The organism is Phenylobacterium sp. (assembly GCF_036402295.1).
Classification (GTDB): Bacteria; Pseudomonadota; Alphaproteobacteria; order Caulobacterales; family Caulobacteraceae; genus Phenylobacterium.
Map to the genome: position 1 here is coordinate 1 of NZ_DASWTE010000057.1, position 21155 is coordinate 21155.

A 21155-nucleotide genomic window follows, 5' to 3' on the forward strand; every position below is an offset into this window, starting at 1 on the left:
CGGCCCATGGCCTCCAGGACCTCGCGGGTGGTGGTGAGCGCCAGGCCGCCCGCGACGTCGAGGCTGTGCTCGGCGTGATAGTCGCCGGTGTGCAGGACGAAGCCGCGCTCCACCTCCACCGGGCCGCCGATGAGCACCAGGTCGTCCTCGAGCTCGGCGGTCGTCCGGATCTCCAGCCGTTCCAGCAGGTCGGTGATGGTCAGGCCCTCGACCGGCCGGTTCACGGCGATGCCCATGGCGTGCAGGCCGTCGTGGGCGCAGACCAGGATCAGCGAGCGCTCGAACCGCGGATCGCCGATCCCCGGCATGGCGATGAGCATCTGGCCCGAAAGGAAGGCGCTTTCCATCTCCAGCAAAGATTCTGCCGGATCGTGGCGACTTCAAGGGCCTTCCGCGCGTATCTGACAAATCGAGGTTACCTCCGGAGGGGTTCTTGCTTATCTGCGTGTCCGTACCCTTCGAAGGAGAACCCCGATGACCATCCAGGTGGGCGACAAGCTGCCGAACGTGACCCTCACCCTGGCGACGGCCGAGGGACCCAAGCCGGTCCAGAGCGAGGCGTTCTTCAAGGGCAAGACCGTCGCGCTGTTCGCGGTGCCGGGCGCTTTCACGCCGACCTGCTCGGCCAAGCACCTGCCGGGCTTCAAGCAACTCGCGCCCGATCTGAAGGCCAAGGGCGTCGACGAGATCGCCTGCCTGTCGGTGAACGACGCCTTCGTGATGCGCGCCTGGGGCGAAGACCAGGCGGTGGGCGAGGACATCGTCATGCTGGGCGACGGCAACGGCGCCTTCACCGCGGCGGTGGGGCTGGAGATGGATGGCTCAAAGTTCGGCCTGGGCAAGCGCTCGCAGCGCTACTCGATGATCGTCAAGGACGGGGTGGTGACCGAGCTCAACGTCGAGCAGGGCGGTGAGTTCAAGGTCTCGTCCGCCGACTACATGTTGGCCCAGCTCTGATGCGCGGCGCGGGGCTCGGCCTCCTGGCGGTGCTGGCGGCCTGGCTGCCGGCCGCCGCGGATGCGCGCGGGCCCCGCACCAACAGCGACGAATACAAAAAGAGCTGGGGCCTGGAGGCGATCGGCGCGCGGGCGGCCTACGAAGCCGGCTTCACGGGCAAGGGCGTTACCGTCGCCATCGTCGACTGCGGCGTCGCCAGGGCCCAGCGCGAGGTGCTGAGGAACGTCTCGCGCCGCTCCACCGACGTGGTGCCCGACCGCAGGCTGCCGATCAGCGACCCGCACGGCGCCTACACCGCAGCGCCCCTCGCCGCAGCGCTGAACGGGCGGGGCATGGTGGGCGTGGCCTACAACGCGACCGTGCTGGCGGTGCGCGCCGACGTCGAAGGCGGCCTCTTCGGTCGCTGCGCTTTCAAACCGAGCGACCTGGCCCGCGGTCTGGACTACGCGGCGTCGCAGGGCGCGCGCGTCGTCGTGCTGCCGCTCCAGCACGGCAAGCCGCTGGGCGACCCGTTCGAAGCCGCGCTTAAGCGGACGGTGGACGCCGGGGTCGTGGTGGTGATCGCGGCAGGCAACCGAAACGGCCCCGATCCCAGCTGGCCGGCCATGTACGCCGTCGACCCGCGCTTCTCGGGCGCGATCGTGGTAGCGGGCGCCACGGGCTACTACGGCGAGCTCACGTCGTGGTCGAACCGGGCCGGGCAGGTGAAGCCCTGGTATGTCGCAGCGCCCGGCGAGTGGGTGCTGACCGACTGCAAGGCCAAGTGCGCGCTGGTCTCGGGGACCTCGTTCTCGACGTCGTACGTCGCCGGCGGCCTGGCGCTGATGATGGAGGCCTGGCCGCAGCTCTCGGGCCGCGAGGTGGCCGCGCGCCTGCTGGCCACGGCCCGCGACGCCGGCGACGCCGGCGTCGACGACGTGTACGGGCGGGGCGTGCTGAACCTGGGCGGTGCGTTCGCAGCCGCGGAGTAGGCCCCTCGGCCTTGAGCCCAAGGGCGCACTCCCCTACATGAGGGGTGTCGGGCCTTCGGCAGACGCCCGGCTTTCCAGACGTTCCTCGTCCAAGCGCTGCCCTGACCTCGGTTTCGAGGGGCAGGTTCGGCGCGCGTGTCGGCGGCTCCCCGCAAACCGGCAACGAGGAGTTCGGCCATGGCCGACGTCATCGTCTACGGGTTCCCCGTCAGCACCTACGTCAACATCGTCAGGCTGGTCCTGACCGAGAAGGGTGTGCCGTTCCGCTTCCACGACCTGGAGCCCGACATGGGCCAGGCGCGCCACCTGGCGCTCCACCCCTTCAACCGGGTGCCGATCCTGGAGCACGACGGGTTCCGGATCTACGAGACCAGCGCGATCGCGCTCTATGCCGACGAGGCGTTCAAGGGTCCGTCGCTGCAGCCGGCCGACCTCAGGCAGCGCGCCGCCATGCATCGCTGGCTCAGCGCGCTGAACGCCTACTTCTACCCCTACATGGCCTACCACCTGGGCCACGAGCGGATCGTCTACCCGAACCTCGGCATCGCGCCCGACGAGAAGGTGGTGGCGGCCGCCTTGCCGAAGATAGCCACCTGTCTGGAGGTGATGGAGACGGAGCTGGAGGCCAACGGCGACTACCTGGTGGCCGGCAGCCTCTCGCTCGCAGACCTCTTCCTGCTGCCGAGCCTGACAACGCTAAGCCGCACCCCCGAGGGGCAGGAGATGCTGGCCGGCAAGCCGCGCATCCGCGACTGGTGGAGCCGCATGCAGGGGCGGCCCGCCGTGCGGCAGGTGCTGGCGATGGTGGCGCCGCACATCAACCAGCCGGTCGAGCACGCCCGCAAGTGGGTGGACGGCCACCGGCCCCGCTACTAGCCGGCGGGACGGACCATGAAACCATTGCTGTTGTTCGCGCTGGCGGGCGCATCGCTCGCCTGCGCGCCCACCCCTGCCGGGGCCTTTCCACCCTACCGGTCGGCCGACGGCACGCCCGCGACCCCCTACGAGCTCGGCGTGCGCCTGGGCTTGGGGAGGGTCCAATGGGATGGGGGCCACTCGGACGTGACGGCCCCCCTGTTGCGCACCAGCCTGGGGCTTCCCGACGGGTTCGAGGTCATTGCGCAGTTGGAGTACGCGCCGCGCACGGATCGGCTCGGCGACGCGGCCCTCGGCGGCAAGTGGGCCACCCGAGCCACCGAGACGCTCAGCGTCGGGGTCGAGACCTTCGCCCTGCTGCCGGTGCGGTCGTCGGCCAGCGGGGTGGGCGTCGAGTCCCTGCTCGCCGCGACGATCCAGCGCGACCCGTACCGGCTGCACCTGAACGCCGGTGGCTTCCACGATCCGCGGTTCGGCCTGGCGCACTCGGGATGGCGGGCGAGCGCGCTGGCGGAGGTCGTCCCGCGGCCGGGCCGGCGCATCGGCTTCGAGGTGTTCGCCAAGGACTCGGACCGCGCGCCGGCGGACGTACGGGCTGGCGCGGGGCTGATCTACGACCTCGGAGCGTTCGACGTGCGCACGGCCGTGCACGTCGGGGTCAGCCGGGCCGCGCCGGACGTGGTGACGAGCCTGTGGGTGACCACGGCGTTTCCGCTCAATCGATGACACCCGCCGTCGGCGGCGCCCGCCGACCTCCTGCCTGGCGAAACGACATGAAGACGATCAACCTGACCCTCTTGTCGCAAAGGGATCCTGCATGCCGGACATCGACGCCAATCGCCGCGTCCTCCTGGGCCTGGGCGCGTTCGTGGGGGCGGCCATGACGGCCGCAAGCGCCGCGGCCGCGCCACCGAGGCCGCAGACGAAACCGCTGCCGTTCGCCCCAACCGCCGTGCCCGGGCTGTCCGAGAAGCTGCTGCGCAGCCACTACGACAGCAACTACACCGGCGCCGTGAATCGTCTGGGCGCCATCTCCGCAGAGCTGGCCGGCCTCGATCTCGCGGACACGCCTGGCTATCGGCTGAACGGCCTCAAGCGAGAGGAGCTGATCGCCTGGAACTCCATGGTGCTGCACGAGGTCTACTTCGCTGGCTTCGGCGCAGCGGAGCAGCCCGCCGTACCCCTCGCCCAGGCCATCGAGCGCGACTTCGGCAGCTACGACCGCTGGGCCGCCGAGTTCGCCGCCATGGGCAAGGCGCTGGGCGGCGGGTCCGGCTGGGTGCTTCTGACGTGGAGCCGTCGCGACGGCCGGCTGGTCAACACCTGGGCGGCCGACCACACCATGACCCTGGCCGACGGCGCGCCACTGCTCGCGCTCGACATGTACGAGCACGCCTACCACATGGACTACGGCGCAAAGGCCGCCGTTTACGTTGACGCCTTCATGAAGGCTTTCACGTGGAAGCACGCGAACGAGGTGTTCCGGAAGGCGTCGGCCTAGGCCCGCACGACGCCTGCGAGGTAGAGCACGACCCCCGCTGCGGCGCAGCCGAGCAGCAGCGGGATCACGCCGATTTTGAACCGGAAGGCGGCGACGGCGGCGGCCAGGGCCAGGAACAGGCTGGGCAGGTTCACCGAGGCGAGGCGCGGAAGGTCCAGCGACAGCGGGCCGGCCGTGACCTCGGCCACGTCGGCGAACAGCACGTGCAGGCTGAACCAGATGGCGAGGTTCAGGATCACGCCCACGACGGCCGCGGTGATCGCCGCCAGCGCCGCGTTCAGCGCCTTGGCTCCGCGCAAGGCCTCCACGAATGGGGCGCCGAGGAAGATCCACAGGAAGCAGGGCGTGAAGGTCACCCAGGTGGTCAGCACACCGCCCAGGATGCCGGCGATGAGCGGGTTGAGCCCGGTCTCGCCTCGGAACGCACCCATGAAGCCCACGAACTGGGTGACGATGATCAGCGGGCCTGGCGTGGTTTCGGCCATGCCCAGGCCGTCCAGCATCTCCCCGGGCTCGAGCCACCCGTAGGTCTGGACCGCCTCCTGCGCCACGTAGGCCAGGACGGCGTAGGCGCCGCCGAAGGTGACCACGGCCATCTTCGAGAAGAAGACGGCGATCTCGGAGAAAACGTGGCTCCAGCCCAGGCCCAGGCCGAGGGCCAGGACCGGCGCCAGCCAGAGCACCGCCAGCACGCCGCCGATGCCGAGCGCCCAGCGCAGGTTGGGGCGGGCGTGAGCCGGCGTCTCCTCGCCCAACAGGGAGTCGGCGTCGGCCACCTCGTGCGCGACCTTGGGACCGTGGCCGCCGCCGGCCGCGAAGGCCGGCACGCCGGCTGCGCCGCCCAGGAACCCGATCAGGGCGGCGCCCAGGATGATCAGCGGGAACGGCGCGTCGAGCGCGTAGATGGCGAGGAACGCCGCCGCGGCGATCCCGATCATCACGGGGTTCTTGAGTGAGCGCCCGCCGACCCGGATCACCGCCTGGACGACCACCACGAGCACCGCGGCCTTCAGGCCGAAGAAGAGGGCGCTGACGGGCCCGATGTCGCCGAACAGCGCGTAGAGGATGCTCAAGCCCATGATCGCCAGGAAGCCCGGCAGCACGAACAGCATGCCCGCGATCAGGCCGCCCAGGGTCCGGTTCATCAGCCAGCCGATGTAGATGGCGAGCTGCTGCGCTTCGGGGCCCGGCAGAAGCATGCAGTAATTGAGCGCGTGCAGGAACCGGCGCTCGCCCAGCCAGCGCTTCTCCTCCACGAGGATGCGGTGCATCATCGCGATCTGCCCGGCCGGGCCGCCGAAGCTGAGAGCCGCAATGCGCGCCCACGTCTTCGTCGCCTCCGCGAGCGATACCTTGCCTTCCGAGCTCATCGGCAGTCTCCGGCCCGCGCGCGAAGCTCTGCGAAGAGCCCATCCATCCGCGCGGCGAGATCGGCCTTCGCCGCGTCGTAGTCCGTGTTCCAGGACGGCGTGCGCCACGTGCGGGCGCTCTTCAGGGCCGGCGCGGCGGCCGCGTCGTCAAAAGCCACGACCAGGTCGGCCGCGGCCACGTCGGCAGGCGCGAGCGCCCGGGGCGGTTCGGCGGCCGGATCGATCCCGTCGGCTCGCAGGCGCGTGGCCAGGGTCGGCGACACGTGGTCTTCAGGCGTTAGGCCGCGCGACCGGACGTCCAGCCGTAGACCCTCGGCCGACGCACGACGCTTCAGGGTCTCGCGGGCGATTGCGCTCTTCACCGTCCCGGCCGGGCACACGAACAGCACGACGGGCGGCCGACAGGGTGCGGCGCGGGACGCCAGAGGCGCGGCGAGCAACGGCAAGACGAGGAGTAGTCGGCGGTTCGGACGCATGCGCGCCTCCAAGCGGAGCCACGCGGTGGTTGGGCGCAGACGCCTGACCGGGACACCGCTTCATCCCGGTCCGATCCGGCTAAGGCATTGGACGCCGCATTGCAACGCCAGGCGCGCCGCCTAGCGCGCAGGGAACGGCCGGCTGACGAACCGGGAGCCCGTCTCGCCGAACCGCCACGGCACATCCGCCGCCTTGGTGATGCCGACGCGGGGGCCGGTGACGACGCCGCGGCGGGGGCCTTCGCGGAGCGCGAAGGGCGCGTGGTCGAGGGGCATGCCATTGTGCTCGCGGGTGACGGCGAGCGCCTGGCAGAGCTTGCCGGGGCCGGAGCAGAGGGCGCGGAGGTCGGTGAGGCCCCGGCGCTCGGCCATGACCGGGAGGCCGGCGGTGGGCTCGAGGGCGCGGATCAGGACGGCGCCGCCCGGCGCGTCGGCCCAGCAGACGAAGTTCATGCACCAGTGGATGCCGTACGAGCGGTAGACGTAGAGGTGCGCCGGCGGGCCGAACATCACTTCGTTGCGGGGTGTGGGGCCTGAGTAGCTGTGCGAGGCGGGATCCTCGTGGTGGTAGGCCTCGGTCTCGACGATGCGGCCGCCGACGCCGCCCACGAACACCTCCCAGCCGATCAGGTCGGCCGCCACGTCTGCGGGGTGGCGGGCCCAGAATCCTTGACGAGCTAAATTTGAAGGTTCGGAATGTCGGCCGACGAAAGAAGACATATTGGGAGGATGCGCCATGGCGTACGTCGAGGGCCAGACCGTCCATGACGCCGACAGCCACATCATGGAGCTGCCGGGCACGATCAACCGCTACATCGACCCGAAGTTCCGCGACGACTTCGTGGCCAAGACGGGCAGGAAGGACGTGCTGCCCGAGTGGTTCGCCAAGGCCGCCGAGAAGGCCCGTGACCCCGAGTTCCGGGCGGGCGCCGAGGCAAACATCCTCTTGCGGAAGAACTACGAGGCGCTGGGCGCTTTCGACGCGGCCGACCGGCCCAAGACGCTGGATTATCTGGGCTTCACCAGCCAGCTGGTGTTCACGACCGCCTGCCTGTCGAACTTCGGCCTGGAGCAGATGGGCGAGGTGGAGCTCGCCCTCGAGACGGCCCGCGCCCACAACCGGATGATGACCGAGTTCTGCGGGGTGGACCGGCGGCTGCTGGCCACCGGCTACGTGCCGCTCGTGGATCGAAAGCGGGCGCCGGAAATCGCCAGGGAGGCGCTGGCGATGGGCTGCAAGGCGCTGGTCATCCCGTCGCGCCCGCCGCCCGGGTTCTCGCCCAGCCATGTCGAGCTGGATCCGCTGTGGGCGGTGGCGGAGGAGGCCGGCGTGCCCATCCTGTTCCACGTGGGTGGCGAGGAGAAGATGGCCAAGGCCTACATCGAGAACGGCCTGCCCTACGTGAAGGACTTCCACGGTGGCGACGAGAACTTCACCTCGCTGACCTTCATGGCGATCCCACTCAGCGTCTGGCAGACGTTGTCGGCCCTGGTGATCGACGGGGTGTTCGACCGTTTCCCGCGGCTGAAGTTCGGCGCGATCGAGCTGGGGGCGTCGTGGCTGCCCAGCCTGATGAAGTTCTTGGATAGCGGCTGCGCGGCGTTCGGGCGCGAGGAGCGGCTGCAGAAGCTATCGGACACGCCGAGCGCGATCCTGCGCCGGCAGCTCAGGGTCACGCCCTATCCACACGAGGACGTGGCCTGGATCATGGCCAACTCGGGCGAGGAGATGGTGCTGTTCTCGTCGGACTTCCCGCACGTAGAGGGCGGCAGGAACCCGCTGAAGCGATTCAACGACAGCCTGGCGGGCGTGGACGAGGTCGCGAAGCGGCGCTTCTACCGCGACAACTTCATCGACTTGATGGGCAAAGGGCTCGATCCTGCCCTGCATGACCTCCCATCGCTCGCCGCCGCCTGACGTTACTGAGCTCAAGTGGCGCGAGCCGCGGCTGGCGGAGATCCGCACGCCGAAGGGGAAGTTGCGGCTGACGTTCGGGCCTGGGTCGGGGTTGTCGCGCCGGCCGGGCGATCCGCCGGGCGTGGTGTGGGGCGTCGGCGATCGCGGGCCGAACCTGAAAATCAAGACGGCGATGGAGCGGTGGGGGCTGGATCATCTGGCGCCGCTGAGGGAGCGCGACGGCGCGAAGGTGCTGCCGCTGCCCGACTTCCAGCCCTGCCTGGCCGAGCTGCGGGTGGGGCGCAGGCGGGTGCATCTGGAGCGGCTGCTGCCGCTGGAGGGGCCGGACGGGCCGCTGTCGGGCCGCGCGCCGGCCGGGAGCGCCGAGGCGGCGATGGAGCCCACCTTCGACCTGGCCGGCCACGTGCTGCCGGCCGACCCGGCGGGCGTCGATCCGGAGGGCGTGGCGGCGCTGGCGGACGGGACCTTCTGGGTCTGCGAGGAATACGGGCCGTCGCTGCTGCAGGTAGGTGGCGACGGCGCGGTGCTGCGACGGTGGACGCCGGCGGGGCATACCTTGGCGGGGGCCGAGCCGGTGCTGCCGCAGGCGGCGCGGCGGCGGCGGCTGAACCGCGGCTTCGAGGGCCTGACCGCGAGCGGCGACGGGGTGTTCCTCTACGCCGTGTTCCAGAGCGCGATGGCGGACGCACCGCACGAGTCGACCGCGATCTGGAAGCTGGACGCGCAGAGCGGCGCATTGCTCGCCGAGTACGCCTATCCGTTCGACACACCCGAGAGCTTCACGGCCGACGCCGCCGCGGGCGAAGTGCGATCGAAGGACCTGAAGGTGTGCGATCTGGCCTGGGTCGGGCCGGACCGGATCCTGGTGCTGGAACGGATCAGCAGGAGCGCGCGGATCTATCGGGTGGACGTGTCGGCGCCGGGGCGGCTTGCGAAGACGCTGGTGTTCTCCACCGACGATCACCCGGACGTCGCGGCGGACCTGGAGGGCGTCACGCTGCTGAGCGAGCGCGAGCTGCTGCTCGTGACGGACAACGACTTCGGGACCGAGGGCGCCGAGACGCGGTTCTACCGGGTGCGGTTCGAAGGCGCGCTCTAGCCCGCCAGCACCGCAGCCTTGGTCGCTTCCAGGTCGGCGCCGCTTTCCGTGAGGCCGTCGGCGAGTCCGGGGGCGAGGGTGAGGACCTGGCTGGCGTAGAGGCGGGCCAGCGCGGCCTTGCTCTGAAGCCACGGGTCGTCAGAGCCGGCGGCGGCCAGGGCCTGGCGGCCAAGGATCCAGCCGCCCACGACGTCGCCGGCGAGCTTGAGGAAGGGCGTGGCGGCGGCCAGGGCGGCGATGTTGTCTGCGCCGACGAGCCAATCCGTGGCGCGCTCCAGGGCGGCGATGGCGGCGGCGAGGCGGCGGCCGACGGGGGCGAGGTCCGGGGTTTCTGTGAGCAGCTCGGCGGTCATCGCCATCTCGCCGCAGAGGCCGCGCAGCGTCTCGCCGCCGTTCATCCGCACCTTGCGGCCGACGAGGTCTATGGCCTGGATGCCGTTCGTGCCTTCGTAGATCGGGGCGATGCGGGAGTCGCGGTAGTGCTGGGCCGCGCCGGTCTCCTCGACGAAGCCCATGCCGCCGTGCACCTGCAGGGCCGCCGAGGCGACGTCGACGCCGATGTCGGTGGACCAGGCCTTGGCGATGGGAGTGAGCAGTTCCTGGCGGGCCTGGGCGGCGGCGCGCTCGTCCTCGGTCTCGGCGCGGTCGGCGAGGTCGGCCAGCACGCCGACGGTCAGACAGATGCCGCGGGCGGCCTCGATGCGGGCCTTGGAGAGCATCAGCGTGCGGCGCACGTCGGGGTGGCCGTAGATCATGCCGTCGGCGTCGGCGAACGCAGCCCGGCCCTGCTTGCGCTCCTGGCTGAAGCCCAGCGCCTGCTGGAAGGCCCGCTCGGCGATGGCGACGCCCTGGACGCCCACCTGCAGGCGGGCGGCGTTCATCATGACGAACATGTGCGCCAGGCCCTGGCCGAGTTCGCCGACCAGCTCTGCGTGGGCGTCCTCGTAGGCCATCACGCAGGTGGGCGAGCCGTGGATGCCCAGCTTGTGCTCGATGGAGACGGGCCGGAAGCTGTTGCGGCCGCCGAGCGAGCCGTCGTCCTTCACCTCGAACTTGTTGGTCAGGAACAGGCTGATGCCCTTCACGCCGGGCGGCGCGTCGGGCGTGCGGGCGATGACCAGGTGGCAGATGTTGTCGGCCGCGTCGTGGTCGCCCCAGGTGATGAAGATCTTCTGGCCGGTCAGGCGATAGCCGCCCTGGCCGTCCGGCCGGGCGATGGAGGTCAGCGCGGCGAGGTCCGAGCCGGCCTGGGGCTCGGTGAGGCACATGGCGCCGGTCCATTCCCCCGAGACCAGCTTCGGCAGCACGAGGCGCTTCTGGCGCTCCGTGCCGTGCTGGGTCAGCGCCTCGATGGCCGCCTGGGTCAGCATGGGGCAGAGGCCGAAGGCCATGTTGGCGGCGTGGACCATCTCGAAGACGGCCAGCTCCATGGCCTTCGACAGGCCCTGGCCGCCGTGCTCGGGGTCGGCCGAGAGCGAGTTCCAGCCCTGTTCGACGAAATGGCGGTAGGCGTCGGCGAAGCCGGGGGCGGCGGTGACCGTGCCGTTCTCGTACCTGGCGCCCTCCAGGTCGCCCTTGCGGTTCAGCGGCGCGAGCTCGTTGTCGGCGAACGCGGCGGCGGCCTCCAGCACCGCCTGGACGGTGTCGGCGTCGAGGTCCGGATAGGCGCGGGCCAGGAGCTCGGGATGGCCCACGGTCTTCAGCGCGAAGGCCAGGTCGCGGACGGGGGCGCGGAAGGTCATGGAACAGGTCTCCGAGAGCTTGCGGGCGTTCTAGCGGGGCTGGCGGGGGAGGGAACCCGAAATTATGTGCAGTCAGCAGCGCCCGTTGCGCCGTTCGGCGGCATTAACGCGAACGCCGGGCGCACCGGCGCGTATCATGCCCTTTGAGGAGCCGCCCAAGATGCTGCGCACTGTCCCGATCGCTTTCGCTCTGGCGCTGCTGGCCACGGGCGCGGCCGCCGCCGATCCCACGACCCGTGACCCGGCGAAGGTTCCGGCCGGCGAGTACGCGCTGGATCCGCGGCATGCCAGCCTGGTGATCCGGGTGCCGCACATGGGGGGCTTCTCGCGCTACACCATGCGCTTCAACAAGCTCTCGGGCGGGTTCACCTACGACCCGGCCAACTGGCAGGCCGCCAAGGTGACGATCTCGGTGGATCCCAAGTCGATCGACACCGAGGACAACGGTTTCAACCGCACGGTCTCGGGCTACTTCGAGCCCGACAAGTACCCGGTGATCCTGTTCAGCTCGACGGGCCTGACGGCGGACGCCGAGGGCAAGGGCCAGCTGACGGGGGACCTCACCTTCCACGGGGTGACGAAGCCGGTGACCCTGGACGTCGAGTTCAATGGCGTGGGCCCGGGCCTCTTGGGCGCCGGCACGCGGATGGGGTTCTCGGGCGAGGGCAAGATCAAGCGTTCGGAGTTCGGGGTGACGGGCGGGCGCCCGTTCGCCGGCGACATGGTGGACCTCGAGTTCGAAGTCGAATTCGTGAAGAAGTGACCGCATGACCGAGCTCTCGCGCGGGGCGGCCGCGGCGCGCTATTCGGCGATCGCCATCGTGCTCCACTGGACCATCGCGGCGCTGATCGTGCTGCAGGTGGCGCTGTCCGGGCGGATGGAGGCGCGCACGCCAGAGGCCTTCGCAGTCACCCAGTTCCACAAGTCGGTGGGGATCACGATCCTGCTGCTCAGCTTGGCGCGGCTGGCCTGGCGGCTGACGCACCGGCCGCCGCCCGAGCCCGCGGCGCTGGCGCCCTGGGAGCGGCGGCTGGCGGTGGCGGTCCACTGGGGCTTCTACGCGGTGATGATCCTGATGCCGCTCACCGGCTGGATCATGGTCTCGACCAGCCGCTTCGCGGTGCCGACGCTGCTGTACGGCGCTGTGCCCTGGCCGCACCTGCCCGGATTGGCGGAGCTGGCCCCGGCGGCCAAGGCGATGTGGAACGAGGGGGCCGAGGCGGCGCACCACACCATCATTAAGGGCGCCTATGTGCTGTTCGGCCTGCACGTGGCGGGCGCGCTGAAGCACCATTTCGTCGACCCGCGCACGCCGGTCCTGCCGCGCATGGCCCCGGGCGCGCGGGCCGGCCGCTGGTGGGAGCCGCGGCTGGCGGCGGTCCTGCTGGGGTTGGGTGCGGTGACGGCGTTCGGGCTGTTCTACGATCCGCCGCGGCCGGCGCAGGCCGCGCCGCCGCCACTGGCGCCCGCCGTCGAGACGCGGGAGCCCGGGGCGCAGGCGGCGCCGGCTGTCGCGACGCCGGCTGCCGCGCCCGCGCCGGCAGCTGCTGTCCGCTGGGTCGTGCAACCGGGTTCGACGCTGGGGTTCACCACGGCCTGGAGCGGCGAGCCGATCCAGGGGCGGTTCGACCGCTGGACGGCCGACATCGTGTTCAGCCCGGACGACCTGGACCACTCGAAGGTGACGGTCAGCATCGACACGGCCTCGGCACGCACCGGCGACGACCAGCGCGACGCGAGCCTGCCGGCGCCTGACTGGTTCGACACGGCCAACCACCCGAAGGCGACGTTCACCGCCACCCGCTTCGAAAAGACCGGGGAGGGGCGCTTCGTGGCGCGCGGCCAGCTCAGCCTGCGGGGCGCGTCGCGGCCACTGTCGCTGCCGTTCCGGCTGACGATCGACGGCGACAGGGCCAGCGTCCGCGGTGTAACCAGCCTCGACCGGACGGCCTTCGGCGTTGGACAGGGCGAGTGGACGAGCACCGAGCAGATTCCGGCCAAGGTGACGGTGCGCGTCGACCTGAAGGCCCGGCGGATGTCGCCCTAGCCGCCCGCGCCATCCGCGAAGGCGGCCTGGTGCTGATGCCGACCGAGACGGTCTATGGCCTGGCGGCCGATGCGGGGAACCCACGCGCGGTGGCGGCCGTGTACGCGGCGAAGGGCCGGCCCAGCTTCAACCCGCTGATCGCGCATGTGGCCGACGTGGCGATGGCGCGGCGCATTGCGCGGTTCGACGTGCGCGCCGAGGCGCTGGCGGCGGCGTTCTGGCCGGGGCCGCTCACCCTGGTGCTGCCGGTGGCGGACGAGGCTGCGGTCTGCGACCTTGCGCGGGCGGGATTGGACACTGTGGCGGTCCGGGCGCCGGGCCACCCCCTGGCGCACGGGCTGATCGAGGCGGTGGGCGGGCCGATCGTGGCGCCCTCCGCCAACCGCTCGGGGCGGCCCAGCCCCACGACCTACGCCGACGCGCTGGAGGAGACCGGCGCGGCCGCCGCGGCGGCGCTGGACGGCGGGGCGTGCAGGATCGGGCTGGAGTCGACGGTGGTGGCGCTGCTGGGCGAGGCGCGGCTGCTGCGGCCCGGGGCGGTGACGCGGGCGCAGATCGAAGCGGTGGTCGGGCCGCTGGCCGAGGCCGAAGCCGACGCGAAGCGATCGCCGGGCCGGCTCACGCGCCATTACGCGCCGAAGGCGCCGATGCGGCTGGGCGTGACCGAACCGATGCCGGGCGAGGCCTGGCTGTCGTTCGGGCCGCGCGGGAGTGGGCCTTTCAACCTCAGCCCGACGGGCGACCTGGCCGAGGCCGCGGCCAACCTCTTCGCCTATCTGCGGGCGGCCGACCGGACCGGGCCGGCGGGGATCGCCGTGGCGCCGATCCCGGAGGAGGGGCTGGGCGAGGCGATCAACGACCGGCTGAAGCGGGCGGCGGGGTTCGTGGGCTAGAGCGCGGAACGGATGTCGGTCTTGGCGAAGTCGTCACCCTTGTAGAGCAGCGGGACGTCGAGCTGCTTGGCGAGCGCGTAGGCGAAGCAGTCCGCGAGGTTCAGGCGGGCGGGGTGGCGACCCTCGCCGTATGCCAGGTAGGCTTGCATGGCTGGACCGGCCAGATCGGAGTCTCTTCGAACCGAGACGCGCTGGGCGGCGAGCCAAGCGTCCAGCTCGTCAGGCGCAGAGAAGGCCCCGCGACCCACCAGCAGCAAGCCAGTCTCGACGTAGTTGATGGGGCTGAGCCATGCGATCCCGGCGCCATGGAGGGCGACCTCGAACTGCTCTGCCTCGGGTTCCGCCAGCATGATGGCTACGAGCGCCGACGCATCGACGACGATCACGCGTCATCCTCGGCGAGGCCGGGGATTTCGTTGATGGCGTCCCACTCTTCCTTGGTGGCCGGCGGTTGCGGCAGTCTGAGCCCGATGCGCTCCCGAAAGCGTTGCGTCGCTGCCCGCATCTCTTCGAGGGTTGGCCGCCGCATCGGCCTTTCCTCCGCCAGCGCCTTGTCCAGCGCTCCGTCCAACGCGGCGGTGATGGTTTGCCCACGCAAGGTCGCCAACTCGCGCGCCTTGCGTTCGACCTCGGGGTTCTTGATCAGGATCGCCATGTCGGGCTCCGGTATATATCGGAGTATATACTGGCGAACGAAGGGGTGGAAGCGTAGGTTCCGGCCATGACCGCACCCGTGCCCGCCGACGTGCTCTCCCGCCTCAAAGCCGTGCTGGGCGCCGGCGGCTGGAGCGAGGACCCAGAGCGCATCGCGCCGAAGTTGGTGGAGTGGCGTGATCGGTGGGTAGGCCAGACGCCGTTCCTGGCGCTGCCGAACACGACCGAGGCGGTGGCGGCGGTGGTGGGGATCTGCTTCGAAGCCGGCCAGCCGATCACGGTGCAGGGCGGCAATACGGGCCTGGTCGGCGGCCAGATCCCGCAGGGGGAGATCCTGCTCTCCACCGAGCGGCTTCGGGCGATCCGCGACGTGGACGGCCATGACGACGCGCTCACCGCCGAGGCCGGCGTGACGCTGGCGCAGGTGCATGCGGCGGCGGCGGAGGTGCGTCGGCGCTTCCCGCTGGGGCTGGCGTCCGAGGGCACGGCGACCGTGGGTGGCGTGGTGTCGACCAACGCCGGCGGCACGCAGGTGCTGCGCTACGGCATGGCCCGCAACCTCGTGCTGGGCCTGGAGGCGGTGCTGCCGAACGGCGAGGTCTGGAACGGGCTGAAGCGGCTGCGCAAGGACAACACCGGCTATGACCTGAAGCAGCTGCTGATCGGGGCGGAGGGCACGCTCGGCGTCGTGACGGCCGCGGCGCTGAAGCTCTACCCGGTGATGGCGTCGCGGGCGGTGGCGATGATCGGCCTGGCGACGCCCGAAGACGCCATCAAGCTGCTGGCGCGCGCCAAGGACGAGACGGGCGGCGCGGTCGAGGCTTTCGAGTTGATGGGGCGGCTCGGGATCGACTTCGCTCTGCGCAACATCCCCGGCACGCGCGACCCGTTCAGCGAAGCGCACCCCTGGTATGTGCTGGCCGAGTTCTCGTCGGGCGAGCCCGGCTCGGCAGAGGCGGCGATGGAGCGGTTCCTCGCCGACGGCCTGGAGGCGGGGCTGATCGGCGACGCCGTGCTCGCCCAGACAGAGACCCAGGCCAAGGCGCTGTGGGCGATCCGCGAGAACCAGTCGCCGGCCCAGAAGCCCGAGGGCGCCACCTGGAAGCACGACGTGTCAGTGCCGGTGAGCCAGGTTCCCGCGTTCCTGGCCGAGGCGACCGCGGCGATGCACGACTTCGCGCCGGGCGCGCGGATCGCCGCGTTCGGCCACGTAGGCGACGGCAACATCCACTACGACGTGCTGAGGCCCGACGGCGCCCCCGACGCCGAGCACGCGGCCCGGCGCGACGCGGGCTCGCGGATCGTCCACGACATCGTGGCGAAGCTGGGCGGTTCCATCAGCGCCGAGCATGGGCTGGGCGCGATGAAGACCGCGGAGGGCGCCCGCTACAAGTCCGCCACGGAGCTGGCCGCCCAGCGCGCCATCCGCCACGCGCTGGACCCCAAGCGGATCCTCAATCCGCGGGTGCTGTTCTAGGGACGTCGTCCCCCTCCCCCCTACGGGTGAGGAGGTGGGCGTCCGCCTAGACCAGGCCGGCCTCGGGCCGAGCTACCTGCGCCGGCGCGGCGTCCAGCACCTGGCGGACCTTCTGGGCGATCTGCTCGATGGTGAAGGGCTTGGCGATGAAGGCGACGTCGGCGTCCAGCATGCCGTTGTGGACGATGGCGTTCCTCGTATAGCCGGTGGTGTAGAGCACCTTCAGGTCGGGTCGCGCCTCGCGCGCCCGGTCGGCCAGGCGGCGGCCGTCGAGGTCGGGCATGACCACGTCGGTGAAGAGCAGGTCCACCCGGGGCTGCAGCGCCAGCACCGTTAGCGCCTGGGCCGCATCCGAGGCCTGCACGACGGTGTAGCCCAGCTCACGCAACGCATCGACGCTGAGGTGCCGGACCCGCTCGTCGTCCTCGACCACCAGGACGATCTCGCCGTCCTTCGCATGCGGCAGCTCGCCGGCCGGGCGGGCCTGGACGTCGATCGCCTGTTCCTCGCCGGCGCGCCTCGGCAGGTAGATCTTGATCGTCGTGCCGACCCCGGGCTCGGAGTAGATCTTCACGTGGCCGTGGCTCTGCTTGACGAAGCCGTGCACCTGGCTGAGCCCCAGACCGGTGCCCCGGCCGGCGCCCTTGGTCGTGTAGAACGGGTCGAAGGCGCGCTCGATCACCTCGGGCGGCATGCCCATGCCGGTGTCGGACACGGAGATCATCACGTACTGGCCGGGCGCGACATCGTCGTTCTGGCTCGCGTAGCCATCGTCGAGGTGCGCGTTGGTCGTCTCGATGGTGAGCTTGCCGCCGTCGGGCATGGCGTCGCGCGCGTTGACGCACAGGTTGACGATGGCGCTCTCCAGCTGGGCCGGGTCGGCGAATGTGCGCCAGAGGCCGCCGGCCAGCACCGTCTCGACCCGCAGGTTCTCGCCGATGGTGCGGCGGAGCATCTCGGACATGCCGCCCACCAGCTTGTTCACGTCCAGCACCCGCGGATCGAGGGGCTGCTGGCGGGAGAAGGCCAGCAGGCGGGCGGTGAGCTGGGCCGCGCGGTTGGCGCCTTCCAGGGCGCTGTCGATGCACGCCTCGGCGCGGGCCAGGTCGCGGTGCAGCCGCCGCTTGGCCAGATCGAGGGAGCCGATGACGATCGCCAGCATGTTGTTGAAGTCGTGAGCGATGCCGCCGGTCAGCTGGCCGACGGCCTGCATTTTCTGCACCTGGCGGACCTGGGCCTCGGCCGCCTCCCGGTTGGCGCTCTCCTCGACCAGGCGGGCGTTGGCCTCGGCGAGGGAGTCGCGGGCCACCACGGCCTCCAGCAGCCGTCGGCGGCCGTTCAGGAAGGCGAAGGCGCCGAGCAGCAGGACGGTGACGCCGGCCACGACGAGGGCGACCCGCAGCTGTGCGCCGCGCGCTTCGGCTCCCTCGAGCCGGCTGCGCAGGAGGTCGGCTTCCGAAGCCTTCATCTCGGCCACGATCCCGCGCACCTCGTCCATGGCGGCGCGGCCGCGCTCGAACTCGTCGGCGAAGGACGTCGCGGGCTGGCCGATCCGGAACCGGGCGAGGTTCTCGCGCAACAGCCTGCGGCGGCCTTCGACCGCCAGGCGAAGCTTTGCGGCGCGGGCCTGCTGAGCCGGATTGTCGGCGACGGCCTGTTCCAGGTCGGCCAGGTCGCGGTCGATGTTGCGGAGCGCCACCTCATAGGGCTCGAGGAAGCGGGGGCGGCCGGTCAGAATATAGCCGCGCTGGCCGGCCTCGGCCTCCTGCACGCGCGACAGCACGGTGCTGAGCCGCGCTTCCACCTCAAGGGTGTGGCGGACCGACCGGGCGGCCCTGTCTTGCCGCTCGCTGAGCCAGATCGTGCCCAGAACCAGCGCGGCCAGGGTGACGAACCCGATCAGGAGGGCAAACAGCGCACGGTCGTTGCGGATCCGTCTCATGGCGCGAACTGTTCGCGAACTCTGCCGCAGGTGACAAGTCTTCCACCCGACACAGCGCCGCCCTTGGCGCCGCCGGCAAGTCGCGGCAAAGGGGTGCGCGATGCTGATTGTCCTCTCTCCGGCCAAGGCGCTGAACTTCGCGGCTGCGCCGGATTCCGCCCCGCTCACGGCGCCGCAGCTCGCGGACCATACGGCGGAGCTGTCGAAGACGGCCAAGAAGCTGCGGGTCGCCGACCTGAAGCGGATGATGGACCTGTCCGACAGCCTGGCGACGCTGAACCGCGAGCGGTTCCAGGCCTTCGACCCCGAGAGCGACGACGGGCTGCAGGCGGCCTTCGCATTCAACGGCGACGTCTACCTGGGCCTTAAGGCGCGGGAGCTGGACAAGAAGGCGCTGGCCTGGGCGCAGGAGCGGTTGCGCATCCTCTCGGGCCTCTATGGCGTGCTGCGCCCGCTCGACGCCATCCAGCCGTACCGGCTGGAGATGGGCGTGCGGATCAAGACCAAGCGCGGCGGCAGCCTCTACGACTTCTGGGGCCCGCGGATCTCCGAGGCGCTGAACGCCGCCGCCCAGGGCCACAAGGACAAGACGCTCGTGAACTGCGCGAGCGGCGAGTACTTCGGCGCCGTCGACCGCGCCGCGCTGAAGTTGCCGGTGGTGTCCTGCCGCTTCCTCGAGGAGAAGGACGGCGAGGCCCGGGTGATCTCGTTCTTCGCCAAGCGCGCCCGCGGCTTCATGGCCCGCTACGCCATCGACCACCGGATCGACCGCGCCACCGACCTGCGCGCCTTCGACACCGGCGGCTACCGGTTCCAGTCCCACCTCTCCTCGGACGAGGAGTTCGTCTTCACGCGGCCGCAGCCTGCGCCCGTAGCCCCCTCCCGCAAGAAGGACGCCTGAGCATGGCCGTCGACTATCACCTGGAAGGCCACGTGGCCGTCATCACCGGCTCCACGTCGGGCATCGGCCAGGCGCTGGCCAGGGCGCTGGCGGAGCAGGGCGTCAACGTGGTGCTGAACGGCTTCGGCGACCCGGCCAAGATCGAGGCCGACCGCAAGGCGATCCAGGAGAAGACCAACGCGCGGGTGCTGTATCACGGCGCGGACCTCTCCAAGCCCGAGGAGGTCCGCGACCTGATCGCCTTCGCCCACAAGGAGCTCGGCCGCCTGGACATCCTGGTGAACAACGCCGGCATCCAGCACGTGGCGCCGGTGGACGAGTTCCCGGACGAGAAGTGGGACGCCCTGATCTCGGTGATCCTGTCGTCGACCTTCCATGCCACTAAGGCGGCCGTGCCGATCATGAAGGCGCAGGGGCGCGGGCGGATCGTCAACATCGCCTCGGCCCACGGCCTGGTGGCTTCGGCGTTCAAGTCGCCCTACTGCGCGGCCAAGTTCGGCGTGGTGGGCTTCACCAAGAGCTGTGCGGTAGAGCTGGCGCGGAGCGGGATCACCGTCAACGCCATCTGCCCGGGCTATGTGAAGACGCCGCTGATCGAGATGCAGATCGGCGACCAGGCCAAGGCGCGCGGCATCTCGCCCGAGCGCGTGGTCGAGGACGTGATCCTGGCCGCCCAACCCAACAAGACGTTCGTCGAGTACGACCACCTGGCGGGGATGATGCTCTACCTGGTGTCGGACATGGGCGCCTCGGCCACCGGTGCGGCGCTGAGCGTCGACGGGGCGTGGACGGCGACCTAGGCGTACACGCCGCTCATCCCCCGCCAACCGCGCTCTACGCTGAAGCGCCACGTGCGTTCGGCGTGTGGCAGGGCGGCTTCGTCCCAGGCGACCTCGGCGCGGCCCTGGAGCTGGAGCATCTCGCCCTTGGCGAAGTCGACGAACAGCAGCGCTGCGCGGGGCTCGAGCAGCAGGTTGCCGAGGGTGTTGAAGTAGCGGTTGCCGCGGTAGTCGGGGATGGTCAGCACGTTCCCGTCCACCTGCACGAAGCCGGGTAGGCCGCCGCGGTGGGAGATGTCGAGGCCGCCCTGGTCCACACCTAGGCCGCTGGACGTCGCGACGAAGAAGGTGTCGGCGGCGGCGATCTGGCGGCGGGCGAGCGCGTCCAGCCCATCGAACGCCTCGGCCTGCGTCTGCGCGCGGCGATCGACGCTGATCTCGCGGGGGTGGATGTATTGCGGGCAGTTGCCGAAGCTCTGCAGCACTTCGACGGTGAAGCCGTCCGGGCCGGCCGTGGCGATGCGGCCGTTGGCGCGGTTGCGGCGCCGCGTGTGCAGCTCGATCCCGAGCAGGCCGATGGGCGCGCCGGCGACGAGGCGTCGGCCCGCCGGGTCGTCGCGGGTGGCCGCGACCGTGAGCGTCTTCGGGTCGGGGCTGTCGACGAAGCCGGGGCGGCCGGTCAGCAGGGTAGCCGCCGGCGCGCCGGTCTCGTCCAGGGTCGCGGCGACCATGAACGGCAGCTGGGCGAAGAAGATGCGGTGCTGCTCGGGCATGAAGCTGCGGATGCCCGCGCCGCCGGGCGCGCTGCCGGCGATCTGCTGGGCGCGGCGTTCGCCCGCGTGCCAGGGTCCGGCGTCGTCCATCAGGCGGGCACCGGGCTGCGCGGCATCGCCTTGACGCCGGGCAGGGCTTCGAAGCGGGCAATCCAGGCGCGGACGGCCGGGTAGGGCTCGAGGTCGACGCCGCCTTCGGGCGCACAGGCCAGGTAGGGGTAGCAGGCGACGTCGGCGAGGGTGGGCTCGGGCCCGGCCAGCCAGGCGCCGGCGGCCAGCTCGGCGTCCATGAAGGCCAGCAGGCGGAGGGCCACCGCATGGGCGTCGCCGAGGTCGGTCTTCAGGCCGAACAGGTGGACAGCGCGGGCGTTGGCTGGGCCGTACTTCACCTCGCCGGCCGAGATCGACAGCCACCGCTGGACGCGGGCCGCCGCGACCGGGTCCTCCGGCAGCCAGGGTCCGGCCGGGTCGTAGCGTTTGGCGAGGTAGACGAGGATGGCGTTGGAGTCGGCCAGGACCACGTCGCCGTCTTCCAGCACGGGGATCTGCCGCAGCGGGTTGAGGCGGGCGAAGGCGTCGGTCTGGCGCACGTCGGCGGGGGCCGCGACGTACTCGAACGGCAGGTCCAGCAGGCGCAGCAGCACCTCGACCTTGTGGACGTGGCCGGAGAGGGTGACGCCGTGCAGGCGGAGGGTCATGGCGGCTTCCTTGCGTTATGTGGCCCGAAAGCTAGGCGTTGCCGTCAACGACGATAATCCGGCAAGGTGGCAAGTCAGAA

At 71.0% G+C, this 21155-nt stretch carries 23 protein-coding genes; 13 read left to right on the forward strand and 10 right to left on the reverse strand.

Annotated elements, in window-relative coordinates; all coding sequences use genetic code 11:
- Nucleotides 1-347 (reverse strand): YqgE/AlgH family protein (locus tag VGD44_RS03625; protein WP_331083959.1); only part of this gene is annotated, 347 nt, incomplete at its 3' end.
- A gap of 127 nt (nt 348-474) precedes the next feature.
- Between VGD44_RS03625 and VGD44_RS03630 the strand changes: the two genes are divergently transcribed.
- From VGD44_RS03630 to VGD44_RS03650, 5 genes are all read left to right on the forward strand, one after another.
- Nucleotides 475-957, forward strand: a complete 483-nt coding sequence (locus tag VGD44_RS03630; RefSeq protein ID WP_331083961.1) for a peroxiredoxin — start codon at nt 475-477, stop codon at nt 955-957.
- Nucleotides 957-1928, forward strand: a complete 972-nt coding sequence (locus VGD44_RS03635) for a S8 family peptidase (protein WP_331083963.1) — start codon at nt 957-959, stop codon at nt 1926-1928. The genes VGD44_RS03630 and VGD44_RS03635 overlap by 1 nt, the downstream gene beginning before the upstream one ends.
- A gap of 177 nt (nt 1929-2105) precedes the next feature.
- Nucleotides 2106-2804 carry a glutathione S-transferase family protein gene (locus VGD44_RS03640; RefSeq protein WP_331083965.1) on the forward strand — a complete coding sequence of 233 codons (699 nt, stop codon included), beginning with the start codon at nt 2106-2108 and terminating at the stop codon, nt 2802-2804.
- Between the two features lie 15 nt (nt 2805-2819).
- Nucleotides 2820-3530 carry a hypothetical protein gene (locus VGD44_RS03645; RefSeq protein WP_331083967.1) on the forward strand — a complete coding sequence of 237 codons (711 nt, stop codon included), beginning with the start codon at nt 2820-2822 and terminating at the stop codon, nt 3528-3530.
- A 91-nt stretch (nt 3531-3621) separates the two neighbouring features.
- Nucleotides 3622-4305, forward strand: a complete 684-nt coding sequence (locus VGD44_RS03650) for a Fe-Mn family superoxide dismutase (RefSeq protein ID WP_331083969.1) — start codon at nt 3622-3624, stop codon at nt 4303-4305.
- Here VGD44_RS03650 and chrA read toward each other — a convergent pair.
- From chrA to VGD44_RS03665, 3 genes are all read right to left on the reverse strand, one after another.
- Nucleotides 4302-5675, reverse strand: a complete 1374-nt coding sequence (chrA, locus tag VGD44_RS03655; protein WP_331083971.1) for a chromate efflux transporter — start codon at nt 5673-5675, stop codon at nt 4302-4304. The two genes, VGD44_RS03650 and chrA, sit on opposite strands and share 4 nt — an antisense overlap.
- A complete protein-coding gene (locus VGD44_RS03660) occupies nt 5672-6151 on the reverse strand; it encodes a hypothetical protein (RefSeq protein WP_331083973.1) in 480 nt (159 codons plus the stop codon). The genes chrA and VGD44_RS03660 overlap by 4 nt, the downstream gene beginning before the upstream one ends.
- Nucleotides 6152-6271: 120 nt before the next feature.
- A complete protein-coding gene (locus tag VGD44_RS03665; protein WP_331084015.1) occupies nt 6272-6937 on the reverse strand; it encodes a DNA-3-methyladenine glycosylase in 666 nt (221 codons plus the stop codon).
- Here VGD44_RS03665 and VGD44_RS03670 point away from each other — a divergent pair.
- Complete coding sequence (locus VGD44_RS03670; protein WP_331083975.1) at nt 6888-8069, forward strand: amidohydrolase family protein; 1182 nt, start codon at nt 6888-6890, stop codon at nt 8067-8069. The two genes, VGD44_RS03665 and VGD44_RS03670, sit on opposite strands and share 50 nt — an antisense overlap.
- On the forward strand, nt 8041-9168 hold the full coding sequence (locus VGD44_RS03675; RefSeq protein WP_331083977.1) for an esterase-like activity of phytase family protein: 1128 nt from the start codon (nt 8041-8043) through the stop codon (nt 9166-9168). Before VGD44_RS03670 ends, VGD44_RS03675 begins: the two co-directional genes overlap by 29 nt.
- On the opposite strand, the gene VGD44_RS03680 is transcribed toward VGD44_RS03675, so the two are convergent.
- Nucleotides 9165-10910: an acyl-CoA dehydrogenase gene (locus VGD44_RS03680; protein ID WP_331083979.1), complete on the reverse strand. Its 1746-nt coding sequence runs from the start codon at nt 10908-10910 to the stop codon at nt 9165-9167. The genes VGD44_RS03675 and VGD44_RS03680 overlap by 4 nt on opposite strands.
- A 160-nt stretch (nt 10911-11070) precedes the next feature.
- On the opposite strand from VGD44_RS03680, the gene VGD44_RS03685 reads away from it, so the two are divergent.
- Genes VGD44_RS03685 through VGD44_RS03695 form a run of 3 tightly spaced genes read left to right on the forward strand, consistent with a single transcriptional unit; the run spans nt 11071 to nt 13851 of the window.
- Nucleotides 11071-11673, forward strand: coding sequence for a YceI family protein (locus tag VGD44_RS03685; protein WP_331083981.1), 603 nt, complete (start codon nt 11071-11073; stop codon nt 11671-11673).
- A 4-nt stretch (nt 11674-11677) separates the two neighbouring features.
- A complete protein-coding gene (locus VGD44_RS03690) occupies nt 11678-12958 on the forward strand; it encodes a YceI family protein (RefSeq protein ID WP_331083983.1) in 1281 nt (426 codons plus the stop codon).
- Between the two features lie 11 nt (nt 12959-12969).
- A complete protein-coding gene (locus VGD44_RS03695) occupies nt 12970-13851 on the forward strand; it encodes an L-threonylcarbamoyladenylate synthase (RefSeq protein WP_331084017.1) in 882 nt (293 codons plus the stop codon).
- Here VGD44_RS03695 and VGD44_RS03700 read toward each other — a convergent pair.
- Both VGD44_RS03700 and VGD44_RS03705 read right to left on the reverse strand, forming a co-directional pair.
- The gene (locus VGD44_RS03700) at nt 13848-14237 is read right to left on the reverse strand and encodes a type II toxin-antitoxin system VapC family toxin (RefSeq protein WP_331083985.1); all 390 of its coding nucleotides are present in this window, start codon (nt 14235-14237) and stop codon (nt 13848-13850) included. The two genes, VGD44_RS03695 and VGD44_RS03700, sit on opposite strands and share 4 nt — an antisense overlap.
- On the reverse strand, nt 14234-14506 hold the full coding sequence (locus VGD44_RS03705) for a type II toxin-antitoxin system VapB family antitoxin (protein ID WP_331083987.1): 273 nt from the start codon (nt 14504-14506) through the stop codon (nt 14234-14236). The genes VGD44_RS03700 and VGD44_RS03705 overlap by 4 nt, the downstream gene beginning before the upstream one ends.
- Nucleotides 14507-14572: 66 nt before the next feature.
- Here VGD44_RS03705 and VGD44_RS03710 point away from each other — a divergent pair, with 66 nt between their 5' ends.
- Nucleotides 14573-15982, forward strand: a complete 1410-nt coding sequence (locus tag VGD44_RS03710; protein WP_331083990.1) for an FAD-binding oxidoreductase — start codon at nt 14573-14575, stop codon at nt 15980-15982.
- 46 nt (nt 15983-16028) lie between these two features.
- Here VGD44_RS03710 and VGD44_RS03715 read toward each other — a convergent pair whose 3' ends face one another.
- Nucleotides 16029-17924, reverse strand: a complete 1896-nt coding sequence (locus VGD44_RS03715; protein WP_331083992.1) for a CHASE3 domain-containing protein — start codon at nt 17922-17924, stop codon at nt 16029-16031.
- Nucleotides 17925-18024: 100 nt separating this feature from the next.
- Between VGD44_RS03715 and yaaA the strand changes: the two genes are divergently transcribed.
- Together yaaA and VGD44_RS03725 are read left to right on the forward strand one after the other, a co-directional pair.
- Nucleotides 18025-18825 carry a peroxide stress protein YaaA gene (yaaA, locus tag VGD44_RS03720; RefSeq protein WP_331083994.1) on the forward strand — a complete coding sequence of 267 codons (801 nt, stop codon included), beginning with the start codon at nt 18025-18027 and terminating at the stop codon, nt 18823-18825.
- 2 nt (nt 18826-18827) lie between these two features.
- The gene (locus VGD44_RS03725) at nt 18828-19625 is read left to right on the forward strand and encodes a 3-hydroxybutyrate dehydrogenase (RefSeq protein ID WP_331083996.1); all 798 of its coding nucleotides are present in this window, start codon (nt 18828-18830) and stop codon (nt 19623-19625) included.
- Here VGD44_RS03725 and VGD44_RS03730 read toward each other — a convergent pair.
- Together VGD44_RS03730 and VGD44_RS03735 are read right to left on the reverse strand one after the other, a co-directional pair.
- Nucleotides 19622-20467, reverse strand: coding sequence for a pyridoxamine 5'-phosphate oxidase family protein (locus VGD44_RS03730; RefSeq protein ID WP_331083998.1), 846 nt, complete (start codon nt 20465-20467; stop codon nt 19622-19624). The genes VGD44_RS03725 and VGD44_RS03730 overlap by 4 nt on opposite strands.
- The gene (locus tag VGD44_RS03735; RefSeq protein ID WP_331084000.1) at nt 20467-21075 is read right to left on the reverse strand and encodes a glutathione S-transferase; all 609 of its coding nucleotides are present in this window, start codon (nt 21073-21075) and stop codon (nt 20467-20469) included. Before VGD44_RS03735 ends, VGD44_RS03730 begins: the two co-directional genes overlap by 1 nt.
- Between the last annotated feature and the right edge of the window lie 80 nt (nt 21076-21155).